14 protein-coding genes are annotated in these 20,703 nt (G+C 41.8%); 9 read left to right on the forward strand and 5 right to left on the reverse strand.

Annotated elements, in window-relative coordinates:
* Window positions 1-8 precede the first annotated feature (8 nt).
* The 8 genes from lpxK (at window position 9) to katG (ending at window position 12,023) form a co-directional block, all read left to right on the forward strand.
* The gene (gene lpxK, locus AO498_RS09075) at window positions 9-1,058 is read left to right on the forward strand and encodes a tetraacyldisaccharide 4'-kinase (protein ID WP_067546329.1); all 1,050 of its coding nucleotides are present in this window, start codon (window positions 9-11) and stop codon (window positions 1,056-1,058) included.
* Entirely contained in the window at window positions 1,055-3,013 is a 1,959-nt protein-coding gene (locus AO498_RS09080) for a putative porin (RefSeq protein ID WP_067546331.1), read from the forward strand. The genes lpxK and AO498_RS09080 overlap by 4 nt, the downstream gene beginning before the upstream one ends.
* Before the next feature lie 76 nt (window positions 3,014-3,089).
* Window positions 3,090-3,701 (forward strand): MiaE family protein, encoded by a 612-nt coding sequence (locus AO498_RS09085; protein ID WP_192842550.1) that lies wholly within the window; start codon window positions 3,090-3,092, stop codon window positions 3,699-3,701.
* Between the two features lie 151 nt (window positions 3,702-3,852).
* Window positions 3,853-5,097, forward strand: coding sequence for an ABC transporter permease (locus AO498_RS09090; RefSeq protein WP_067546333.1), 1,245 nt, complete (start codon window positions 3,853-3,855; stop codon window positions 5,095-5,097).
* Between the two features lie 135 nt (window positions 5,098-5,232).
* Window positions 5,233-6,924: a GMC oxidoreductase gene (locus tag AO498_RS09095; RefSeq protein WP_067546336.1), complete on the forward strand. Its 1,692-nt coding sequence runs from the start codon at window positions 5,233-5,235 to the stop codon at window positions 6,922-6,924.
* A gap of 163 nt (window positions 6,925-7,087) precedes the next feature.
* A complete protein-coding gene (locus AO498_RS09100) occupies window positions 7,088-8,383 on the forward strand; it encodes a prolyl oligopeptidase family serine peptidase (RefSeq protein ID WP_067550379.1) in 1,296 nt (431 codons plus the stop codon).
* Window positions 8,384-8,491: 108 nt separating this feature from the next.
* Window positions 8,492-9,565 carry an acyl-CoA dehydrogenase family protein gene (locus AO498_RS09105; protein ID WP_067546339.1) on the forward strand — a complete coding sequence of 358 codons (1,074 nt, stop codon included), beginning with the start codon at window positions 8,492-8,494 and terminating at the stop codon, window positions 9,563-9,565.
* Window positions 9,566-9,818: 253 nt separating this feature from the next.
* A complete protein-coding gene (katG, locus tag AO498_RS09110) occupies window positions 9,819-12,023 on the forward strand; it encodes a catalase/peroxidase HPI (RefSeq protein WP_067546342.1) in 2,205 nt (734 codons plus the stop codon).
* 92 nt (window positions 12,024-12,115) lie between these two features.
* Here the strand turns inward: katG and AO498_RS09115 are convergent, their stop codons facing one another.
* Window positions 12,116-13,297, reverse strand: coding sequence for a cytochrome-c peroxidase (locus AO498_RS09115; RefSeq protein ID WP_082792212.1), 1,182 nt, complete (start codon window positions 13,295-13,297; stop codon window positions 12,116-12,118).
* Window positions 13,298-13,509: 212 nt separating this feature from the next.
* Here AO498_RS09115 and AO498_RS09120 point away from each other — a divergent pair, with 212 nt between their 5' ends.
* Window positions 13,510-14,901: a S41 family peptidase gene (locus AO498_RS09120; RefSeq protein WP_157883970.1), complete on the forward strand. Its 1,392-nt coding sequence runs from the start codon at window positions 13,510-13,512 to the stop codon at window positions 14,899-14,901.
* A gap of 107 nt (window positions 14,902-15,008) precedes the next feature.
* Here the strand turns inward: AO498_RS09120 and AO498_RS09125 are convergent, their stop codons facing one another.
* The 4 genes from AO498_RS09125 to mtaB all read right to left on the reverse strand — a co-directional run bounded on the left by AO498_RS09125 (window position 15,009) and on the right by mtaB (window position 20,474).
* Window positions 15,009-16,448, reverse strand: coding sequence for a sulfatase family protein (locus tag AO498_RS09125; protein WP_067546348.1), 1,440 nt, complete (start codon window positions 16,446-16,448; stop codon window positions 15,009-15,011).
* A gap of 135 nt (window positions 16,449-16,583) precedes the next feature.
* Window positions 16,584-16,946 (reverse strand): VOC family protein, encoded by a 363-nt coding sequence (locus tag AO498_RS09130; protein ID WP_067546351.1) that lies wholly within the window; start codon window positions 16,944-16,946, stop codon window positions 16,584-16,586.
* 100 nt (window positions 16,947-17,046) lie between these two features.
* A complete protein-coding gene (locus AO498_RS09135) occupies window positions 17,047-19,059 on the reverse strand; it encodes an alpha amylase C-terminal domain-containing protein (protein ID WP_067546354.1) in 2,013 nt (670 codons plus the stop codon).
* A 95-nt stretch (window positions 19,060-19,154) separates the two neighbouring features.
* Complete coding sequence (gene mtaB, locus AO498_RS09140) at window positions 19,155-20,474, reverse strand: tRNA (N(6)-L-threonylcarbamoyladenosine(37)-C(2))-methylthiotransferase MtaB (RefSeq protein WP_067546357.1); 1,320 nt, start codon at window positions 20,472-20,474, stop codon at window positions 19,155-19,157.
* Window positions 20,475-20,703: the final 229 nt, after the last annotated feature.

The following is a 20,703-nucleotide window of genomic DNA, read 5'->3' on the forward strand; positions in this document are numbered from 1 at the left end:
TCTGGTTAATGCCTTGGTATTCTATTCTTCTCGCTCCTTTTGCCTTGATCTATTTCGGGATTACCTGGATGCGAAATTTATTTTTTGATTGGGGAATAGTAAAAAGTGAAACTGCTCCCATTCAAACTCTTGTGGTTGGAAACTTGTCAGTTGGCGGAACGGGTAAAACACCCATGGTGGAATATCTAATCAACAATTTAAGCCAAAACTATTCCTTGGCAGTATTGAGTAGAGGATATGGCAGGAAAACCAAAGGGTTTTTGCAAGCTGAAGCAAATTCTACCCCGGAATCAATAGGAGATGAGCCCCTGCAGATTCACCATAAGTTTCATGGACAAATACCAGTTTTTGTTGGTGAGGATCGCTTGAAGGCGCTTCAAATCATTCATTCAAAACATCCTCAAATCAATTTGGTGATTTTAGATGATGCTTTTCAGCATCGGAAACTTTTGCCTCATTTTTCAATATTGCTGACTCCTTACGATCGGCCATTTTTTAAAGATTTCTTGATGCCTTTGGGGAGACTTCGAGAAGCAAGAACAGGTGCAAAACGAGCAGATTTGATAGTTGTGAGCAAAACCCCTCACGTCCCAAATCCTAACAAAAAAGATGCTATCAAGTCTTCTATTCAAAAAATTGTTGGATCAAAGAATGTAATGTATTCGAAATTGGACTATGGGGTGCCATATGCAATCAACTCTCTGGATAAATTCAAGGATCAGCCTGTGATTTTGGTTTCCGGATTGGCTGATGATCGCTTGTTTCAAATGTACTGTGGCGAAAATTTCAGAGTAGTCCACGCATTTCATTTCGCGGACCATCATGATTATTCGGAAAAGGATGGGCTTGAAATCCTTAGATGGATCAATAAACAATCCCAAGAAACTCCCGTAATCCTTACCACAGAAAAAGATTCCCAAAAACTTAAATTGCTAGCGAAACAGGGATTTTTGGGGGAAATTCCGATTTTTGCCCTTCCGATTACCGTCAAATTTGCCCCTAACGAAGAGGAACTGCTATTGTGCTCGATCAGAGAAAAAATCCGTATTCCACAATGAACTTGAAAAAACTCATACTTGCGGTGATTTTTACCGTCATGGCAGTTTTCTCAGCCTGGGCTCAGCGACCAATTCCACAGCAGCAGGGGCAATCTTCGGGTTTTCCTGCTGTTAATCGATCCGAAAGGCAGTTAGTGAATCCTGATGAGCAAGAACAGGATACTGGAAGGAAGGCATTGTTGGATGATAGTACACGGCAGGTTTATGGCCCTAAAACTTCGCTTTTTTTCTTTGAGAAAGATCTCAAGCGAAATTCCCTCAAGCTTTTTGAGCAAGATACCTCTCTTACCAATTTTCACAATTATGATCCAGTTGCGAAAAGTGGCTGGAAATACCAGGATCTGGGGAATATTGGAAGTGCTTCCCAATCCATCTTTTTTGAGGCTCCGGAAGTAATTGGAACTCGCTCGGGACTCCATGCTTATGATTTGTATTTTAAAGACCCTGCCAAAAGAAGGTATTTTGATACAAAGTCACCCTTTACAGAAATGTCAGCATTTTTTGGTGGAGGAAACCGGAATTTACTGGACATCACCTTTGCCCGTAATGTCAATCCAAGATGGAATTTGGGCTTTGAATTTTCCACCTATCGAGTTCGAAAAACCCTCAATCCAGTCAATCGAGACGATCACTTAGCCAATCAAAATTCTTATGCATTTCATACCAATTATCGATCTGAAAATGGTCGATATTGGATTTTAGGGGCTTTTTCTAGAATGAAGCATGTCGTAAGTGAAATCGGGGGGATCATTCCTCCTGAGGTTGATTCTACCTCCCTGTATTTCACCTATGAGGATGCCAAAGTTTGGCTTCAAAATTCCCAAGCTCGGGACCTTAGACAAGATTATCATGTGTATCATGAATACAAGCTTGGTAATGGTTTACAAGTCTATCATACCCTTGACCGAAAGAATCAAAACGTCTTGTTTTTTGCAGATCTCACTACGTCGGATTCACTCTTTTTTCCAAAAACCAGATTAATCAATCCAGATACCACACTACAGCAACAGGATTTTGCCGAGTGGAGAAATGAATTTGGGATTAAAGGCTCATTCAAAGGCTTTTATTACAATACTTTCGTCAAGTTTCGGAACGGAAGAATGCGAAGTCCTTCGTATGAATCAGGAGATTTGAGATTCAATGAATTGTACTTGGGAGGTGAATTAATAGGGAAGATTTCTGAGCAATGGTCAGTCAGCGCGGATGGAGAATATTTGGTTCCCGGAAATTTTAGAATTCATGGTATTTTCAATTCTCCGTGGCTTGATTTGGAATATACCAAATCACTGTTTCAACCTAATGCTATCCAGACACGATTTTTTGGAAATCATTTCGAATGGGAATCCGAGTTTGTCGACACCGGTTTAGATCAAATCAAGGGAACGATCAAGCTTGATATCAAGTCTATTCAACTTAGACCTTCTCTTACTCTTAATCGAATCAACAATTACATCTATTTTGATGAGGCATTTTTACCTCAGCAAACTTCAAGTAGCGTCGTCATGTTAATGCCTAGTTTGAAGGCTCATGTTCCAGTCGGTAAAAAATTCAAATGGGATACAGAAGTAATTTTTACGGCTGTTTCGGGTGAAGAAAAGGATGCTTTTAGAATCCCTGCCTTAATGGGAAATACAAGATTTTATTTTGACAGCCCTGCTTTTAACGAAAATGTGTACGTCCAACTAGGAGTTGATTTACGTTATCGATCAGGATATTTCGCACCGGCGTACATGCCAGCGATGCAGCAGTTTCACCTTCAAAATAGATTTGATGTTTATGCCTATCCAGTGGCTGATGTTTTTCTGGATTTTAGAATTAATCGTACTCGAGTCCTTTTCAAATACAATCATTTAAATGCGGGAATGTTAAATCGCGAGGGATACTTTGTTACTCCTGATTATACAGGCTATCGATCTTTCCTAGATTTAGGAATTACTTGGTATTTGTTTGATTGATCAAGGGAGTCCTTCCGATTTGTTTTATACTCTGAAATATCATTTACCTGAGGAGAAATTCTAGTTTAAAATAACCATGAGCTGGGAAGAAAGTACAAGGCAAAAAATGCTACACCTTAAATTACCGACTGATCCAAGGTGGGTAAATATTGCTCAGATGCAAATTGAAGACATTTTGGTTGATCATGCCTATTGTGAGCAGAAGGCCGCATCTTCATGTATCAGTTTGATTGTTCGTTTCAATGATTTGGAAGAATTGGTGGATACCTTGACTCCAATTGTGGCGGAAGAATGGGGGCATTTTGAGCGAGTCATGGATCAGCTCAAGAAAAGGGGATTGAAATTTGGGCCTCAGCGAAAGGATGAATACGTGGCCAAACTCAATGAATTTGTGAAAAAAGGAGGAAGTCGGATGCAGCAATTGACTGAATACTTGTTAATGAATGCCTTGATAGAGGCCAGAAGTTGTGAACGGTTTAAACTTTTGTCCCAAAACATCGAGGATTCAGATTTGCAAAAGTTCTATTATGAGTTGATGATTTCTGAAGCAGGTCATTATGTAACCTTTATCGAAATGGCCAGGAAATATTATGATCCAGAAAAGGTTAATAAACGCTGGCAAGAATGGCTGACTTATGAAGCTGAAGTTTTGAAAAACATGGAGCTTAGAGGAGATCGAATGCATTGATTTTTATGAAATGCTAGATTTATTGAAATGAGGTTTTAGAAGTTTTAATGACCATTGATCCAGTAGAAAACTTCAGATTCCATTTCAATTTCTTATAATTAGCAAGATTACAGTTGAATATTAAACCAACCTGTTCCAAAACGAACACACTATGAATTTGATCGAAAATGTCCGGGAGGCACTTACTTCGGTAAAAGTAAACCTACTTCGAACCGTTCTCACAGGAGCTATTATTGCTATTGGAATTTCTTCCTTGGTGGGAATGCTAACTGCCATTGATGGGATCAAAGCACAGATTGCAGAGAGTTTTGCTGGATTGGGAGCGAATTCATTTGATATTCAAAATCGTGGCTTCAACGGTGGCAGGGTAGTTCAAGAAGGTAAAACCGAGAAATCGTATCCTTCTATTACCTTCCGAGAGGCATGGAAATTTAAAGAGGACTATACAGCGATCGGTCAAGCGACTGTTTTTACTACTGTATCGGGTGCGGCTGAGGTGAAACGTGGATCAAAGACAACCAATCCTAACACTCGAGTAAGAGGTGCGGATGAAAATTATTTGTCCATCAAAGCAATCAAATTAGCCAAGGGTAGGAATTTTAGCCAAATGGAGATTCGATATGGTACTGCAGTGGCTATCATCGGAAAAGAAATGGAAGAGACCTTGTTTGAAAGCAATGAGGATCCCATGAATCAAAAGATTAATATGTTTGGCCGTCCTTACACGGTCATTGGTGTTCTTGAAAAGCAAGGCGGTGTAGGAAGAGATCAAGGAGCTGATCGACAGATTTTGATCCCAGTTGAAAATGCTTCTAGACTGGATCAACGAGGTACGTTCAATTACCGAATCACGGGAGTTGCTTCTGATCCAGGGAAACTCGAATACGAAATGGGCCAAGCAACAGGAATTATGCGGAAAATCCGTCAGGATAGAGTGGCTCAGGAAGATTCTTTCGAGTTAACCAAAAGCCAATCTGTAGCAGAGAGTTTGGAAGAAGTTGCTGGTTATTTGAGAATTGGAGGATTTGGGATTGGATTTATTACGCTTCTTGGCGCTTCCATTGGGCTTATGAATATCATGCTTGTTTCTGTCACGGAGCGAACTCGAGAAATCGGGATTCGAAAGGCTCTTGGGGCAACTCCTCACCGAATAAGACAACAATTTTTGATGGAGGCGATCACCATTTGTGTGGTGGGAGGTCTTTTTGGAATGATGTTAGGAATTGGAATAGGGAACATCATAGCCAATTTTATAGGCCCGGGAGGATTTTTGGTTCCTTGGTTATGGATGATCATTTCCTTTTTCATTTGTATTGCGGTGGGATTGATCGCGGGATACATCCCTGCATCCAAGGCTAGTAGACTTGATCCAATAGAGTCTTTGCGATACGAATAAATGGAATGAAAAGAATTCAGAACCCCAAGCTTGATTTCAATTTCGGGCTTGGGGTTCTTTTTTTGATCTATTTTTATTCCTTGAGAAAAGCAAAATTTTTAAAGAAGTCCGCCAAGAACATCTTATTTTTCTGGTATGAATACGCATGAATACGACGCAATAGTAGTTGGCTCGGGAATTTCCGGAGGATGGGCTGCCAAAGAACTTTGTGAAAAAGGATTAAAGACCCTCGTATTGGAAAGAGGTCGTCAAGTGGAGCATTTGAAAGATTATCCCACCATGACTTCTGCCCCTTGGGAAATGCCTCATCGCAATCGGATGCCCTTGGCTGATGAAAATCAAAATCCTGTCGTCAATCGCTGTTATGCCTATGCGGAGGATACTCAGCATTTTTTTGTAAAAGATACTGAGCATCCTTATGTTCAAAATAAGCCATTCGATTGGGTGAGGGGCTATCAGGTGGGGGGTAAATCCCTCATCTGGGCACGTCAAACTCAGCGCTGGAGTAAATATGATTTTGAAGGGCCAGCTAGAGATGGTTTTGCGGTGGATTGGCCCATTCGATACGATGATATCGCCCCTTGGTACAGTTATGTTGAGCGATTTGTGGGGATCAGCGGCAACTATGATGGCTTAGATACGCTGCCCGATGGAGAATTTCTCCCCCCATGGGAGATGAATTGTGTTGAAAAGGAAATCCAAAAGCGGATTCTGGAGGCGTATGGAGATCGGAAATTTGTCATCGGTCGATGTGCTCATCTCACCAAGCCAAATGAGGTTCACCTGGCTCAGGGAAGAGGTCAATGTATGGCTCGAAATCAATGCTACCGCGGCTGTCCATTTGGTGGGTATTTTAGCTCAAACTCCTCCACGCTTCCTGCAGCAGCGAAAACAGGAAATCTGACTATCCGTCCTGATTCCGTCGTACATTCCGTGATTTGGGATGAAGAAAAAGGAAAAGCTACCGGGGTGAGAGTCATTGATCGCATAACCAATCAAGCCACTGAATACTTTGCTAAGGTCATTTTTTTAAATGCGGCCTGTCTAAATACAAACCTTATTTTGCTCAACTCGACTTCGACAAGATTTCCAAATGGACTAGGAAATGATGCTGGTGTTTTGGGAAAATACATTGCTTTCCATAATTACAGAGGGACACTCAGTGCTGGTTTTGAAGGCTTTGAGGATAAGTATTACTATGGCAGAAGGCCTACTGCGGTGATGCTTCCTAATTTTAGGAATGTCCAGAAGCAGGAGACAGATTTTCTTCGGGGTTATATGTCCTTTTACACAGCAGGTCGGTCAGGCTGGGGAGGAGCAAGGGATATTCCTTTTGGTGCTGAATTTAAAGAGGCTAATTCCGTCCCAGGACCTTGGTCAGTTTTTATGATGATGCAGGGGGAAACCATTCCGAAAGAAAGTAATCAAGTAACTCTCAGTACTTCGTTATCAGATTCCTGGGGAATTCCTCAACTTCAAGTGGACGTGGATTATGATTCGAATGATGAAAAACTACTTCAGGACTTTTTGACCCAAGGAGAGGAAATGCTGACCAAGGCAGGTTGCATCAATATTCGAAAATCAGATAGTAAGCAGGCTCCAGGACTTGATATCCATGAAATGGGTGGAGCAAGAATGGGCAGGGACCCAAAGACCTCGATCTTAAATGGATTCAATCAAATGCATTTCGCTCCAAATGTTTTTGTGACTGACGGAGCAGCAATGACTTCCACCGGGACGCAAAACCCTTCGATTACCTACATGGCATTGACCGCTCGTGCAGTAGATTATGCGGTGAAGGAGTTGAAAAAGGGGAATTTAAAGTAAGGGAGTTGGATGATAAGTGGGGAGTCAGGAAGTTTTGAGGAAATGGTACTCTTCCAAACCCCCAACTCCTATACTTCTTGCCTTTCGAGTAATTTTTTTAGGTCTATTCCTGACATTTCCGAAATTTCAAATCGATATCTATCAAACCCAAAACCTAACCTTTATGAAAAAAATAGTACGAATTCTGGTGTTCCTATTTGTTCTTCCGATCGCAGGATGGGCAAATCTGACTAACCCTCCAACGCCCGGAAAATACAAACTCGTGATCGAAGGATTTGACTGGGGGCCTGCGGTCAGTAAAGTTATTCTTCAAGATGCCAATCCTACCAAAGAAACCAACTCGGCTGATTTTGAAGTCTTTGTCACTCGATCTTCTTCCTTAGGCGAAATACCAGCGTCTCAGGCTTCTGGTAAGCGTAACATCGTTTATTCTTATGCTTCTGATGAAAACGGAAACCGAAAAGATGACGGTACTCATTTGACCTTAGTACTTTCCGTTAGTCCAGTTAACCCTTTGGGTTCAGGTATCCAATACCTAAGAATGGGGAACCGTGCTTCCAATGTTTGGATCGATTATGGTGTGACTGTCATTCATACCAAGTCAGGTAAAAGCTGGGCAGAGGAATCTGGCCGAATCCGTCCAATCGTCGATGATTTTGACCTTTCCGGCAAATTCACCTATGAGAATACGACCTTGACTTATGGTGCTTTTTCTCCAAAAAATCTAAAGGCTAAAGCTCCTTTGATCATCTGGTTGCATGGTGGAGGTGAAGGAGGAACAGATCCGACCATCGCCTTGATGGGAAATAAAGCCTTTAATTATGCCTCTCCAGAATTGCAAGTTTTGTTTGGAGAAGGAGCATTTGTCTTGGCTCCTCAGACTCCAACTTTTTGGATGAATGCCGGTGAGGGAATGACTCGCGGACAAACAAATGACATCTACAATGCCGCTGTTTTTGCTTTGATTCAGGACTTTGTAGCCAAGAATCCAATGGTAGATCCGACTCGAATTTATGTTGGTGGTTGTTCAAATGGTGGCTATATGTCCCTAAAATTGATCCTGGAACATCCGGATTATTTTGCTGCTGGTTACATTTCTGCTTTGGCGTATAACAATGAGTTTATCTCAGATGCGCAAGTGCAAAAGATCAAAAATGTACCCATATGGTTTGTGCATGCCAAAGATGACATGACCACCAAGCCAAATGAGACGGTGGTTCCTTTGTATCATCGGTTGAAGCAGGCCGGTGCTAAAAATGTCTACTTTACCTATTATGACAATGTTCATGATATTACAGGCTTTTACGGGGGAGAAAATTTCCGATACAATGGACATTGGTCATGGATTTACTCTCATGCTAATGTCGCAAGAACCGATTTTGATGGCTCTCCTGTGATGCTCAATGGTCGGCCTGTGACCATCATGGAATGGATGGCAGCGCAGAAAAAGAAAAAGTAATTCACTATCCAGAAATCTTCTCATAGACTAAAATATAGAACGATTTTTCACGCTAAGACCTGTCAAGTTTCGAAACCTGACAGGTCTTTTTTTTCGTAAACTTGGCCTATGCAATCATCCGAATTAATTACTAATGATTGGGCTTCCAAAGCTGAAAAACTGGGAAGATTAAGTCCAGAAATGCTCGATCTGATTTATAGGAGAAAATGGTTTAAATTGTTCGTTCCACAGGAGCTGGGTGGTTTAGGTTTGAGCTTAAAGCAGGGATTGGAGCTGGAGGAACAAATTGCCAAACAAGATGCAAGCATGGGTTGGACGGTCACTCTTTGTGCCGGAGCAGCTTGGTTTGTTGGATTTTTGGATGAGAAACTCAGCCAAGAAATTTTTGCTGATCCGGAGGTTTGTTTGGCTGGAAGTGGCTTCGTAGGTGGAAAGGCCAATCGAGTAGGGGCGCAATTTGAGATTTCTGGAAGTTGGACTTATGCGTCAGGGGCCTTGCATGCCACTCATTTTACCGCAAATTGTGAACTGTGGGAGGGAGGAAAACCTCAACTAGATGAAAATGGAAAGCCATTTGTAAAAGCTTTTATTCTAAAAAAAGAGGAAGTGGAAATCCTCGATGGCTGGAGCTATATGGGGATGATTGCGACAGGAAGCCATGCTTTCAAAACCGAAAATCTACTTGTTCCTGAAAATAGGGGATTTGAGATTTTACCTGAAAAAATAAAAAGATCAGAATCGATCTATCGGTTTCCTTTTCTTCAATTTGCTGAAGCTACTTTGGTGGCAAACATTCTGGGAATTACCCGACATCTCCAAGATCTGATTTCCGAATCTTTTTGGAAGCGACATGAATTCCGAAAGTTTGATCCGAGGCAATTAAATTATTTTCTGAAATTGGAAAAAGCCTGCGCATCTAAATTGGATACGGGCAGAAGTAAGTTTTATGAATCGATTGAACTTGCTTGGGAAGAGTTGGAAAACATAGGAAAAATTTCTTTTAAAACGCTTAAATCAGTTAGTCTTACCAGTCGAAAACTCTCTCAAATTTGTCGGGAAATCAATTCAAAGATGCATCCTTTCGCGGGTTTGGAGGCTGCTAAAACCCACACTGAACTCAACCGAGTTTGGCGGGATTTCAATACAGTGAGTCAGCATGCGCTATTGACTTTTCCTTTTTGAAGTTTTGCTGCTAAGAGGCTAGGAGTAATCAGCTGTGATCTGAGAAATCGAAACCTACTCCAATTGCTCTGCTCAAACCTCCTTACTTCCATTCGCCCAAACCTCTAAGCCTCCCAACTTCTTTACTTCCAAGCCACCAAGCATCCCCTATTTCCTGACAAGAGTCATAGTTTTTATCAATCGGAAAATAATTTTTATACGTAAGTCTTTTTTTAAATTCGCGTAGAATTAAACTCAAACTAAACGATAAACTATGGATTCACATCACGGAAACGGAGGAGACATTTCAAAATGTCCTTTCCACAATGGCTCTATGGCCGCTGCTGCTGGTAAAGGTCAGCAGAATGTTGATTGGTGGCCAAACCAACTAAAACTCAATATTCTTCGTCAGCATTCTTCACTTTCCAATCCAATGGAAGAAGGATTTGACTATGCAAAGGAATTTGAGTCATTAAACCTTGCTGAAGTAAAGGCGGATATCGAAAAGGTATTGACTACTTCTCAGGATTGGTGGCCAGCAGACTATGGTCATTATGGTCCATTTATGATCCGTATGGCTTGGCATAGTGCCGGTACTTATCGCGTGCAAGATGGACGTGGAGGTGCTGGAACAGGTACGCAGCGTTTCGCTCCATTGAACTCTTGGCCTGATAATGCCAACTTGGATAAGGCTCGTTTGCTACTTTGGCCAGTAAAGCAAAAGTATGGCAAAAAGCTTTCTTGGGCGGACTTGATGATCTTGACCGGTAATGTAGCATTGGAATCAATGGGCTTCAAAACTTTTGGTTTCGGTGGTGGTCGTGCAGACGTTTGGGAGCCTGAGCAGGATATCTATTGGGGTTCTGAGAAAGAATGGGTTGCTCACCGTAATCCAGAAGCCTTGGAAAATCCACTTGGAGCTACTGAGATGGGTTTGATTTATGTGAACCCAGAAGGTCCTAACAAAGTGCCAGATCCAGTATTGGCTGCAAAAGCAATCCGAGAAACTTTTGGTCGTATGGCCATGAATGATGAAGAAACTTGCGCTTTGATCGCAGGTGGCCACACCTTCGGAAAGACTCACGGTGCTGCTGATCCAGGTAAATATGTAGGCGCTGAACCCGCGGGTGCTTCTATCGAAGAGATGAGCACAGGCTGGAACAGTACCTATGGCACAGGTCATGGTGCAGATACCATCACCTCCGGTTTGGAAGGTGCTTGGACATCTACTCCGGCCAAGTGGGGTCATGACTACTTTAAGTTTTTGTTTGAATACGAATGGGAATTAACTACCAGCCCGGCAGGAGCTCATCAGTGGGTAGCCAAGAATGCCGAAGCGATCATTCCTGACGCACACATCCCTGGCAAATTCCATAAGCCTTTCATGTTGACCACGGACTTGTCTATGAGATTTGATCCTGACTATGAAAAGGTGTCCAGAAAATTCTATGAAGATCCAGAATACTTTGCAGATGCTTTTGCTAGAGCTTGGTTTAAATTAACGCATAGAGATATGGGACCAAAGGCTCGTTACAAAGGTCCTGAAGTACCGGCTGAAGATTTGATCTGGCAAGATCCAATCCCAGCGGTAAACCATCCATTGGCTGATGCAGCTGATATCGCTGGCTTGAAAGCTAATATTTTGGCTTCTGGCTTGACCGTGGCTGAGTTGGTTTCTGCTGCTTGGGCTTCTGCTTCAACCTTCCGTGGTTCTGACTTCAGAGGTGGAGCCAATGGTGGTCGCATCCGTCTAGAGCCACAGAAAAACTGGGAAGCTAACAACCCTGCTCAATTGAGCAAAGTATTGGGTGTGTTGGCTAGCATTCAGGAAGAATTTAACAGCACTGCTTCTGGAGGAAAGAAAATCTCTATGGCCGACTTGATCGTTTTAGGCGGTTGTGCTGGTGTAGAGAAAGCTGCCAAAGATGCTGGTTTCGCAATCGAAGTTCCATTTACTCCTGGACGTACCGATGCTTCTCAGGAAGAAACCGAAGTGGATTCTTTCGAGTGGTTGAAGCCTTGGGCTGATGGTTTCAGAAATTATATGTCAGCTGATTGCACCGTGAAAGCGGAAGAGGCTTTGGTTGATAAAGCACAATTATTGACTTTGACTGCACCTGAAATGACTGCCCTCGTAGGTGGTATGAGAGCAATGGGTGCTAACTGGGATGGTGGTAAGCATGGTGTGTTTACTTCTACTCCAGGTCAATTGACCAATGATTTCTTCGTCAATCTGCTTGATATGGGAACTACTTGGAGAGCTACTTCAGACAAGCAAAATGTCTTTGTAGGTAGTGATCGTAAATCTGGTGAACCTAAGTGGACAGCCACACGCGCAGATTTGATTTTTGGTTCAAATACTGAATTGAGAGCTTATGCTGAGGTATATGCTTGCGAGGATGGAAAATCGAAGTTTGTCAAAGACTTTGTGGCAGCATGGACCAAAGTAATGAACTTAGATCGATTTGATCTAAAGTAATAGAAGTAGAAAAGAGTTTATCACTTCAAAAGCGGTCTCGAAAGGGACCGCTTTTTTTGTTAGAATCCTAGATACTTTCTATTGGTCAAAGTTTATTTAAACGGATCACTCCATTTTTCCTGAGTAGAAATACTGGGGTCAGTAAGGGTTTTTAGAAATGCAACCAGAGCAGATTTTTCGGTTTGAGTCAAATTAAGTCTAATAGGATTTCCATTAGAATCTCTCAAAGCCGGTGATAATGTAGGGTGGGGCTGAATTCCATTTGAGTAATGCTCAATAACTTCTTCCAAACTTTTAAATCTTCCATCATGCATATATGGTGCAGTCAATTCAATATTTCTAAGGGAAGGGGTTTTAAATCTGCCGACAAATATTGGATTATTAAACACTTCACCAGCCCCTAAATCTGAAACCGAATTACCATCAAGTCCATTATTTTGAGGACCTGGATTTGCACTAACAAAAGCTTCTGTGGTATGGCATCCAAAACATGCCCCTCCTCCGTTGGAAATAGGAGCTAAGAATAAATTCTTTCCAAGATTTTCTTCTTCTGTAAAATTTGGAAAATTAGCACCCAAAGCAGCAACCTGAACCCTTCCTTGATCATATTTACTGGAGTAGCTTATAATGCTTCTTACGAATTGTGCCAAGGCAAGGGAGATTTTTTGGGCACTTACTTGATCCGATCCAAAGGCTTGTTTAAATAATTCGGAGTAATAAGGTTGCGATTGAACCTTTTCAACCAATTGATTTAATATCATTCCCATTTCAATGGGGTCTTGAAAAGGCATCAAAACTTGTTCTTCTAAAGTGCTCGCTCTTTCGTCCCAGAAGAATCTTCCTCTTTGGTAAAAACGAGAGTTAATCAAGGTCATAGAATGCCTCCGAGTCCGATCTCCGTCAAATCCTAAGCTGAATTCATTATCATCAGAAAACCCTTTTTCTTGTTTATGACAGGAAGCACAGGAAATGGTGCCATTTGCACTTAGATTTTTATCATAAAACAAAACTCTTCCTAAGGTGGCTCCCTCATCAGTTATCGGATTGTTTGAAGGAGTATTATCTGTTCCCAAAATCGAAGTAGGAAGAGGAGATCCGGGTACGTTTGTTACAAAATAGGTCGGTAAATTCAGACTGCTGTAGTCAAAAGGTTTTGTCGGGAGGTTTAGATATTGTCCAAAAGTTGGATTAAAGTCATCTTCTTTTTGGCAGCTAAAAAGAATGAGCCCAATCAAAATGGAGGTCGAGAGGACTATTAGTTTGTTTATTGTCATAATTTTTGAAGTCTTTCCTTTTTTGACTCTGCTAGTAGGCTCAAGTTTACTCTTACAAAATGTTAATTTGTTTTAATTTCTACTTCCAAAATGCTAGCCTCCAACCCATTTTTTTTGGAGCTATAGCCAAATTGAAAAATTTTAATCGCATTAAAGAACCTTTTGCAACTTCTCAGATACAAAAGGCATCTAGAAGAAAAACGAAGCCAACTATGAAACGAATATTCCTAGTACCATTACTGCTGATGCTGAGAGTCAGTCCTGTTTTTTCGCAGACCCTTAGCCCTGAGCAAATCCAACTTGATTTGAAGGTTTTTAAAGAAAGTTTAGAGGCATTTCATCCCGAACTTTATCGATATCAGAGTCAATCTGATTTTTCGGAATCTTTTGAAAAACTCAGTCAAAAATTCCAACAGCCAATCTCCCAGCGGGAATTTTATCAAGCCATGCTTCCAGTTATTAGCCAGGTAAAGGATGGTCATTTGAAATGGATCGTTCGGGGGAAGGATCAGTATTATCCATTTTTTGAGCAGGATTTGTTCCCGCTTCGGCTTCACATTGAGGAGGAGAAGATTCGGGTCTTACATTCTTTTGGTCAAGAAAATGTCCCCACTCTTTCAAAAGTGATTTCTATTGATGGAAAGCCGATTCAAGAAATCATTTCTATCCTATCGGACAACCTAACTTTTGGAGATGGATGGAGTCAAGGAGGTTATTTTTTTCAGTTGAATCGATACTTTTCGGCCTTGTATTCCAATCAATTTGGGGTGTCAAAAACCTATTCCGTAGAACTTGAGACTGAAGGGAAGCGGCAGATCCTGAATTTAAAAGGGGTAAGTAAAGCTGAGATCGAGAAAGCGTTTCCTGTTACTTCTGGACCTTTTTCATTTGAAATTAGACCCCAAGAGCAAGCTGGAATCATGAAGATTCATCGATTTTTCACCTTCAAAGGGGAGCCTGATTTTAATCGATTTTTAAAAGAAAGCTTTCAGGAACTTCAAGATCAACGTGTTCAAAAGTTGATTCTTGACCTTCGAGGAAATGAAGGTGGCAATGAAAAATTTGGCATTGAGTTATATCGATATTTGGCTTTGAAGCCCTTTCGGTATTATTCAAAAGTCAGTACACAACCCAATCAAAATCTGGAATTTGAAGTTCACACCTCTCGAATTTTCCGGATTGCCAATTCCTTTTCGAAATGTGACCAAGGCGACTGTGGTTTTCGATTTTCACCCAAGCGGCTATTTAAGCCAACTCAAAATGCGTTTCAAGGTGAATTGATAGTATTGGTGGATGGGCAGACTTTTTCGGTTTCTACCGAATTTTCAGCTCGGGTGAAAGCTGATCATAGGGGGCGATTCCTCGGGACTGAAACTGCCGGTGGTGCTGCACTCAATAGCAGTGGGTTCTTTAGCATTGTGACTTTGCCCAATTCCAAAATTGATTTAGGGATTCCAAGGTTAGGGTTTCACATGCCTGATCTGCCTTCTGGCCTAGATACAAATCGCGGGATTTTGCCCGATGAGAAAATCACACCAAGTCCACAAGAGGTATTGGATGGTTATGATCCTGTTTTGATGCGCGCATTAGAACTTTTGAAATAGGTTTGCTATGTTTCTCAATGTGATTTTCAAGAAAGAACCGTTCATTATTCCTATTCCGTCCCGATGTAATTCTTGGTTTTGAGAAAAAATATAAAGGCAGCGACGTCTTATTTCTCGAGTTGATTTTCAACAGGAACGACGGATTGCTTGTGGGCAAGAAGGATTGTTCTGATATGCGCAATGATTTCGGGATGCTTTTCGGCAATATTTAATCGTTCACCCGGATCCTCTGCTAGGTTGAATAACAGTGGGATTTCGTGCTCCGTTTTTTGACTCAAAATCTCCGTTGGAGGAACAGTAATCGGATGGGCAGTTTGTGTACCATATTCGTTTTGGGTGAAAAAGTGGGCTTTATAATTTCCCCAACGAACTGCAAATACCTCCGTGCCATGGTAATAGAAGACCGTTTCTCGACCACTTTTTCCAGTTCCAATCAATAAAGGCGTCAGATCGAATCCATCGTATACTCGGTCTTGAGGAAGTTTGGCTAGGCTTAAATTGGCAAAAGTTGGTAATAAATCTAGGGTGGTTGCCATATCCATTACCACTCCACGCTGGAGTTTTCCAGGCCACCAGAAAATGGTGGGTTCGCGCATACCCCCTTCAAAAGTTCCGCCTTTTGCTCCACGAAGAGGACCAGCCGATCCTCCTTGGGTTTTGAAGATATGCCATGGACCATTATCTGAAGTAAATACTACCAAGGTGTTTTCTGCGATACCCTCTTCTCGGAGAGTTTGGAGAATTTGCCCTACCGACCAGTCAATCTCCTCGATGACGTCCCCGTAAATACCAGCTTTTGATTTTCCTTTAAACTCCTCAGATCGAAAAAGCGGAATATGGGGTAGGGAATGAGCGAGATAAATAAAAAAGGGCTTTCCATTTCGGTTTTTGATCTGGGAAATGGCTTCTTCGGTGTAGCGTTTGGTAAGTGTTCGTTGGTCAGTAGGTTGCTCAAGGACCGTTTCATTTCGCATCAGTGGGACATTGTACGCTTGGTATCTCTCCTCTTCGGCAAGTTGGATTTGCCCATCAATCCAATTCAATCCTTCAATGGATTCTACCCGATTCATATCATTAGAAAAGGGGATTCCAAAATAGGAGTCAAATCCATGATCAATGGCTCGGTGGGAGGGAAGGTGGCCTAGGTGCCATTTACCGATGGCGGCGGTTTGATATCCTACGGATTTGAGTAAGCGAGCAATGGTCAGTTCACTTTGAGGAAGGCCTCCTTTCGAGTCTGGAAACAAAACCCGTTTGTTACTGCTAGCCATTCCCGAGCGGATAGGTAAGCGGCCAGTTAATAATCCTGCCCGACTTGGAGTGCATACAGAGGCAGCTACGTAAAAATTGGTCCACTTTTGACCTTCAAATGCCATTTGATCTAGGTTTGGCGTCTGAATGTTTGGATTGCCAAAGACCCCCAAATCCCCATATCCCAAATCATCTGCAAAAATCACAATGATATTGGGTGGGGTAGAGGCTTGCTGTGCAAAACAAAACGAAGGGAACCCAAGAAGAATTGAAATCCAAAAAGCAAAATGTTTCATAGTTCAAGTAGCTTACTTGAATGTAAGGAAACTTTTGGACAATGGGGAGAGTAGCAGGATAATCAAAAAGAAATAGTTAACTGATTGTGAGGTTCTTAAAATTGATAGCTATAGGTCAAAACTTATTTCAACCCATTACCATTGCTGAAATCTAATGCCTAATTGAGTATCCATAATCGCAAACTCTTTAGCTCCCCAAGGTCTAAGAGTAACTTTGTTCAGATTAGGGTGTAGAAGATGTGGGTGTGAATCGGCTATTTTTTTAAAAACTTCCTCAATATTTTCAGTGACTAGTCGAAGTTCTGGGTGATGTTCTTTGGCTAATTTTTCGTCTTGAAAAACCATGAGGCTAATAACGTCCTTATTTAATACACAATAGGGTTGTGCGGTATTCAAGTCTTTGTGAACGATTGTAAATTGAAGGCATTCCACAAATAGCTTTAGCCCATCTTCTAGATCGGTGTAAAAAACACTTAGGACTAGTTTTGTGAAATTCATGGTGATTATTGATTTTTCGTGGGTTTTGATTGATAGCCTTTTAAATATTTACCTATCAACCAGATGCGATTGTATAGTTATTTTTTAAGGTTGCTAGAAATTACTTTTTCCTCTCCATCACTATCACCACTCGATTGGGTAAATACAAATGTACCTGTTGGTCATTGTCGGTAGGGTAGGCGATGGACTTGTCTAGGCGCTCGAAGCCACCAAAGATTTTTTCATCTGAGTTGAGTAGAATATGGTAAGTTCCGGCCTCAGGCATTCGTATCGGGAAGCCGAAAAAAGACTCAGTCGGATGGAAAGAAAATACAAAAATCAATCCTCGACGGGTATAAGCCAAGATCTTTTTGTCAGGATCCAAGTAGAGTTGCTCGGCAGGGCCGGTGGATAAAAGCTGGTGTTTTTCGACCAAGTGAATCATGGTCTTATCCCAAGCGTCGAGTTGTTGGTATCGAAGGTGTGGGGTATCCACCAAAGACCATTGTCTTCTGGCGTATTGATAGCTCCAGTCATTTCCTAACCTTGGGAAGTCCACCCACTCCGGATGGCCAAACTCATTTCCGATAAAATTCAAATAACCCTCTCCACCCAAAGAAATGGTGATCATGCGGATCAATTTGTGCAAAGCGATACCTCGATCTACTACGAGATTTTGCTCCAAAACAGACATGGAGAAGTACATCTCTTTGTCCATCAGCCAGAAAGCAATGCTTTTGTCCCCGACCAGCGCCTGATCATGACTTTCGGCATAGGCGATGGACTTTTCACGAAGCGGTCGGTTGGTCAGCTCGTGCCAAAGCTCAAACATGTCCCATTGCTCGTCGAGTTTATGCTTGAGCGTTTTGATCCAATAATCCGGAATTCCCATCGCTAAACGGAAATTAAAACCTAAACCTCCTTCATCCACTCTTCGACTCAATCCCGGCATCCCACTCACCTCTTCCGCGATGGATATAGCCTCAGGTTTCAATCCATGGATTAGCGTATTAGCTAACTGAAAATAGAGGACAGCCTCTTCGTCCACTCCGGCATCGAAATACTTGTCTGCCGAATCGAAGGACGTATGACCATGATGATGGTAGAGCATTGAGGTGGCTCCATCAAATCGGAACCCGTCAAAGTGAAATTCCTCGAGCCAATAGCGAATATTCGAAAGTAAAAACTGCTGAACTTCCCACTTGCCATAATTGAAAAGCTTGGAATCCCATCCCTCATGATAGCCACGAGCTCCAGGATGAAAGTATTGATCTTCGCTTCCGTCAAACTCGTTGAGACCTTCGAGGACGTTTTTCACGGCATGGGAATGCACGATATCCATGATCACTGCGATCCCCATTTGGTGGGCGGTATTGATCAAACTTTTCAATTCTTCCGGAGTGCCAAACCGAGAAGAGGGTGCAAAGAAATTGGAAACGTGATAGCCAAATGAACCGTAGTAAGGATGCTCCATGACCGCCATCATTTGGATGGCATTGTAGCCCCCGGCTTTGATGCGGGGGAGAATCAAATCTTCGAATTCCTTGTAGGTTCCAACCCCAAGTTTTTCTTGAGCCATACCCACGTGGCATTCATAGATCAGGGGCATTTTGGCGGGTTCTTTCAGGGAAAAGTGCTGATCAGTCCATTGAAATTGAGTTTCTGGAAACCAAAGTTGCCCAGCAAAGTCGTGTGTATTTTCGTCCTGAATTACCCTTCGAATATAGGCGGGGATTCGGTCGAGGTCTGAATCATTGGCTCCGATGACGCGAACCTTTATTTTGCTGCCATGGACAAAGGTCTGATAGTATTGGTCAAATGGAAGAAAAATCTCCCAATCTCCACGATGGTTTCTTTTTAGCGGGTGTGAATTTCGATCCCACCAGTTGAAATCACCCATGAGAAACAGGGCCTTTGCAGCTGGTGCCCACTCACGATAGATCCAACCTTTTCGGATTTTATCGAAATGGATCCCATAGTATTCATGCATTCGTGCAAACTCCAGGATACTTCCTGAGTAGTCATTAATGGTGCGAATGGCAGCTTGGAACCGTTCGTATCGAGATTGGATTGTTGCGCTGTAAGGCTGCAACCAAGATTCATCAGTTAGTATTTGTAGCGATTTTTGGCTCACAAAAAGTATGGATTAGTAATTTTTGAATTTATGAAAAAATGCATGGATTGGAAGTCGAAGAAATAAAAAAGCCACCTAAAAAGGTGGCTTATGGATCAATGTTTTTCAAAGATCATTTCTGGTTCTAAAACTTCTACATTGCCAGATTCATTGATCTGATCAAGCTGTACTGTTTTTAACTCATTGATTAACATCGGGTCATACTTAGCCGCTACTCTGATATAGTTTTCTGTGAAGCCATGCATCTTGCCATCTTCCACATCTTCTTCAAAAAGAACGGTAAACGTCTGTCCTAGATTTTCTTCGTAAAATTTACGTCTCTTTTTCTCAGAAAGGAATCGAAGCATTTTGGATCTCTCATTTCGCTTTTTCAGAGGAACAATTCCGTCCATTTCAACTGCACGGGTATTAGCACGCTCCGAGTAGGTGAATACATGAAGATAGGAGATGTTTAGCTCGTTCAAGAAATTGTATGTTTCAAGAAAAAGCTCATCTGTTTCACCAGGAAAGCCCACTATCACATCCACACCTATACAAGCCTTAGGCATTAGGGTCTTTATTTTACTCACACGATCTTCATAAAGTTCGCGGAGATAGCGACGCCCCATCCTTCGTAATATAGTGTTTGAGCCGGACTGAAGCGGAATATGGAAATGAGGTACGAAGCGCTTGGATTTTGAGACAAACTCAATGATCTCATTGGTTAAGAGGTTAGGTTCGATGGAAGAGATTCGGAAGCGATCAATTCCTTCCACCTCATCTAGTGCAGTCACCAAATCAGCAAATCGCTCTACCCGCTTTCCTTCTACAATTCCAAAGTCTCCGATATTTACTCCGGTTAATACAATTTCCTTTACATCAGTTGCGGCTATTTCCCGAGCAGAGGCCAACACAGATTCGATCGTGTTGCTTCGACTTTTACCCCTTGCCAAAGGAATTGTACAAAATGCACAGCCGTAATTGCAGCCATCTTGAACCTTAAGAAAAGTTCGAGTTCGGTCGTTGATAGAAAAAGCATTGTTAAAGGACTTTGCTTCTGTGATTTCGCTTGCAAGGACTTTCGCTTCTTGTTCTTTGGCAAAATCCCCTAAAAGCTCATGAAGTCGGAATTTTTCAGCTGCACCCAATACCGCATCCACTCCTTCAATTTCTGAAATTTCGGTAGGTTTTAGCTGTGCATAGCATCCAATGATAGCTACGTAAGAGTTGGGAGATATTTTTTTAGCCTCTTTGACGATCTTTTTACACTTTTTGTCAGCATTCTCGGTGACAGAACATGTGTTAATGATAAAAATGTCTGGGTTTTCCTGAAAATCGACTTTCAGGTAGCCTTTTTCTTCAAATTGACGACTAATAGTAGACGTTTCTGAGAAATTTAGCTTGCAACCGAGGGTATAGAAGGCAACTTTTTTCACTTTTCAGCAAATCCTAGTGGAAGTGCAAAGGTAAGTAATCCCTGTCTTATTGCAATTTTTCAAATTGGGAGCCCAAAACATACTTTTTTTCGGGTAAAGGCTATAAAAACATCGACATTTTTTGAAAAAAGTGGAAATTTTTTCAAAAATCACTTCAAAAATGAGCCAATCTCTTTTTCGGAAACATATTTTTCTATTTTTGTGGGTATAATCTTAAACCACAACTTGT

It is taken from the genome of Algoriphagus sanaruensis, assembly GCF_001593605.1.
GTDB lineage: Bacteria > Bacteroidota > Bacteroidia > Cytophagales > Cyclobacteriaceae > Algoriphagus > Algoriphagus sanaruensis.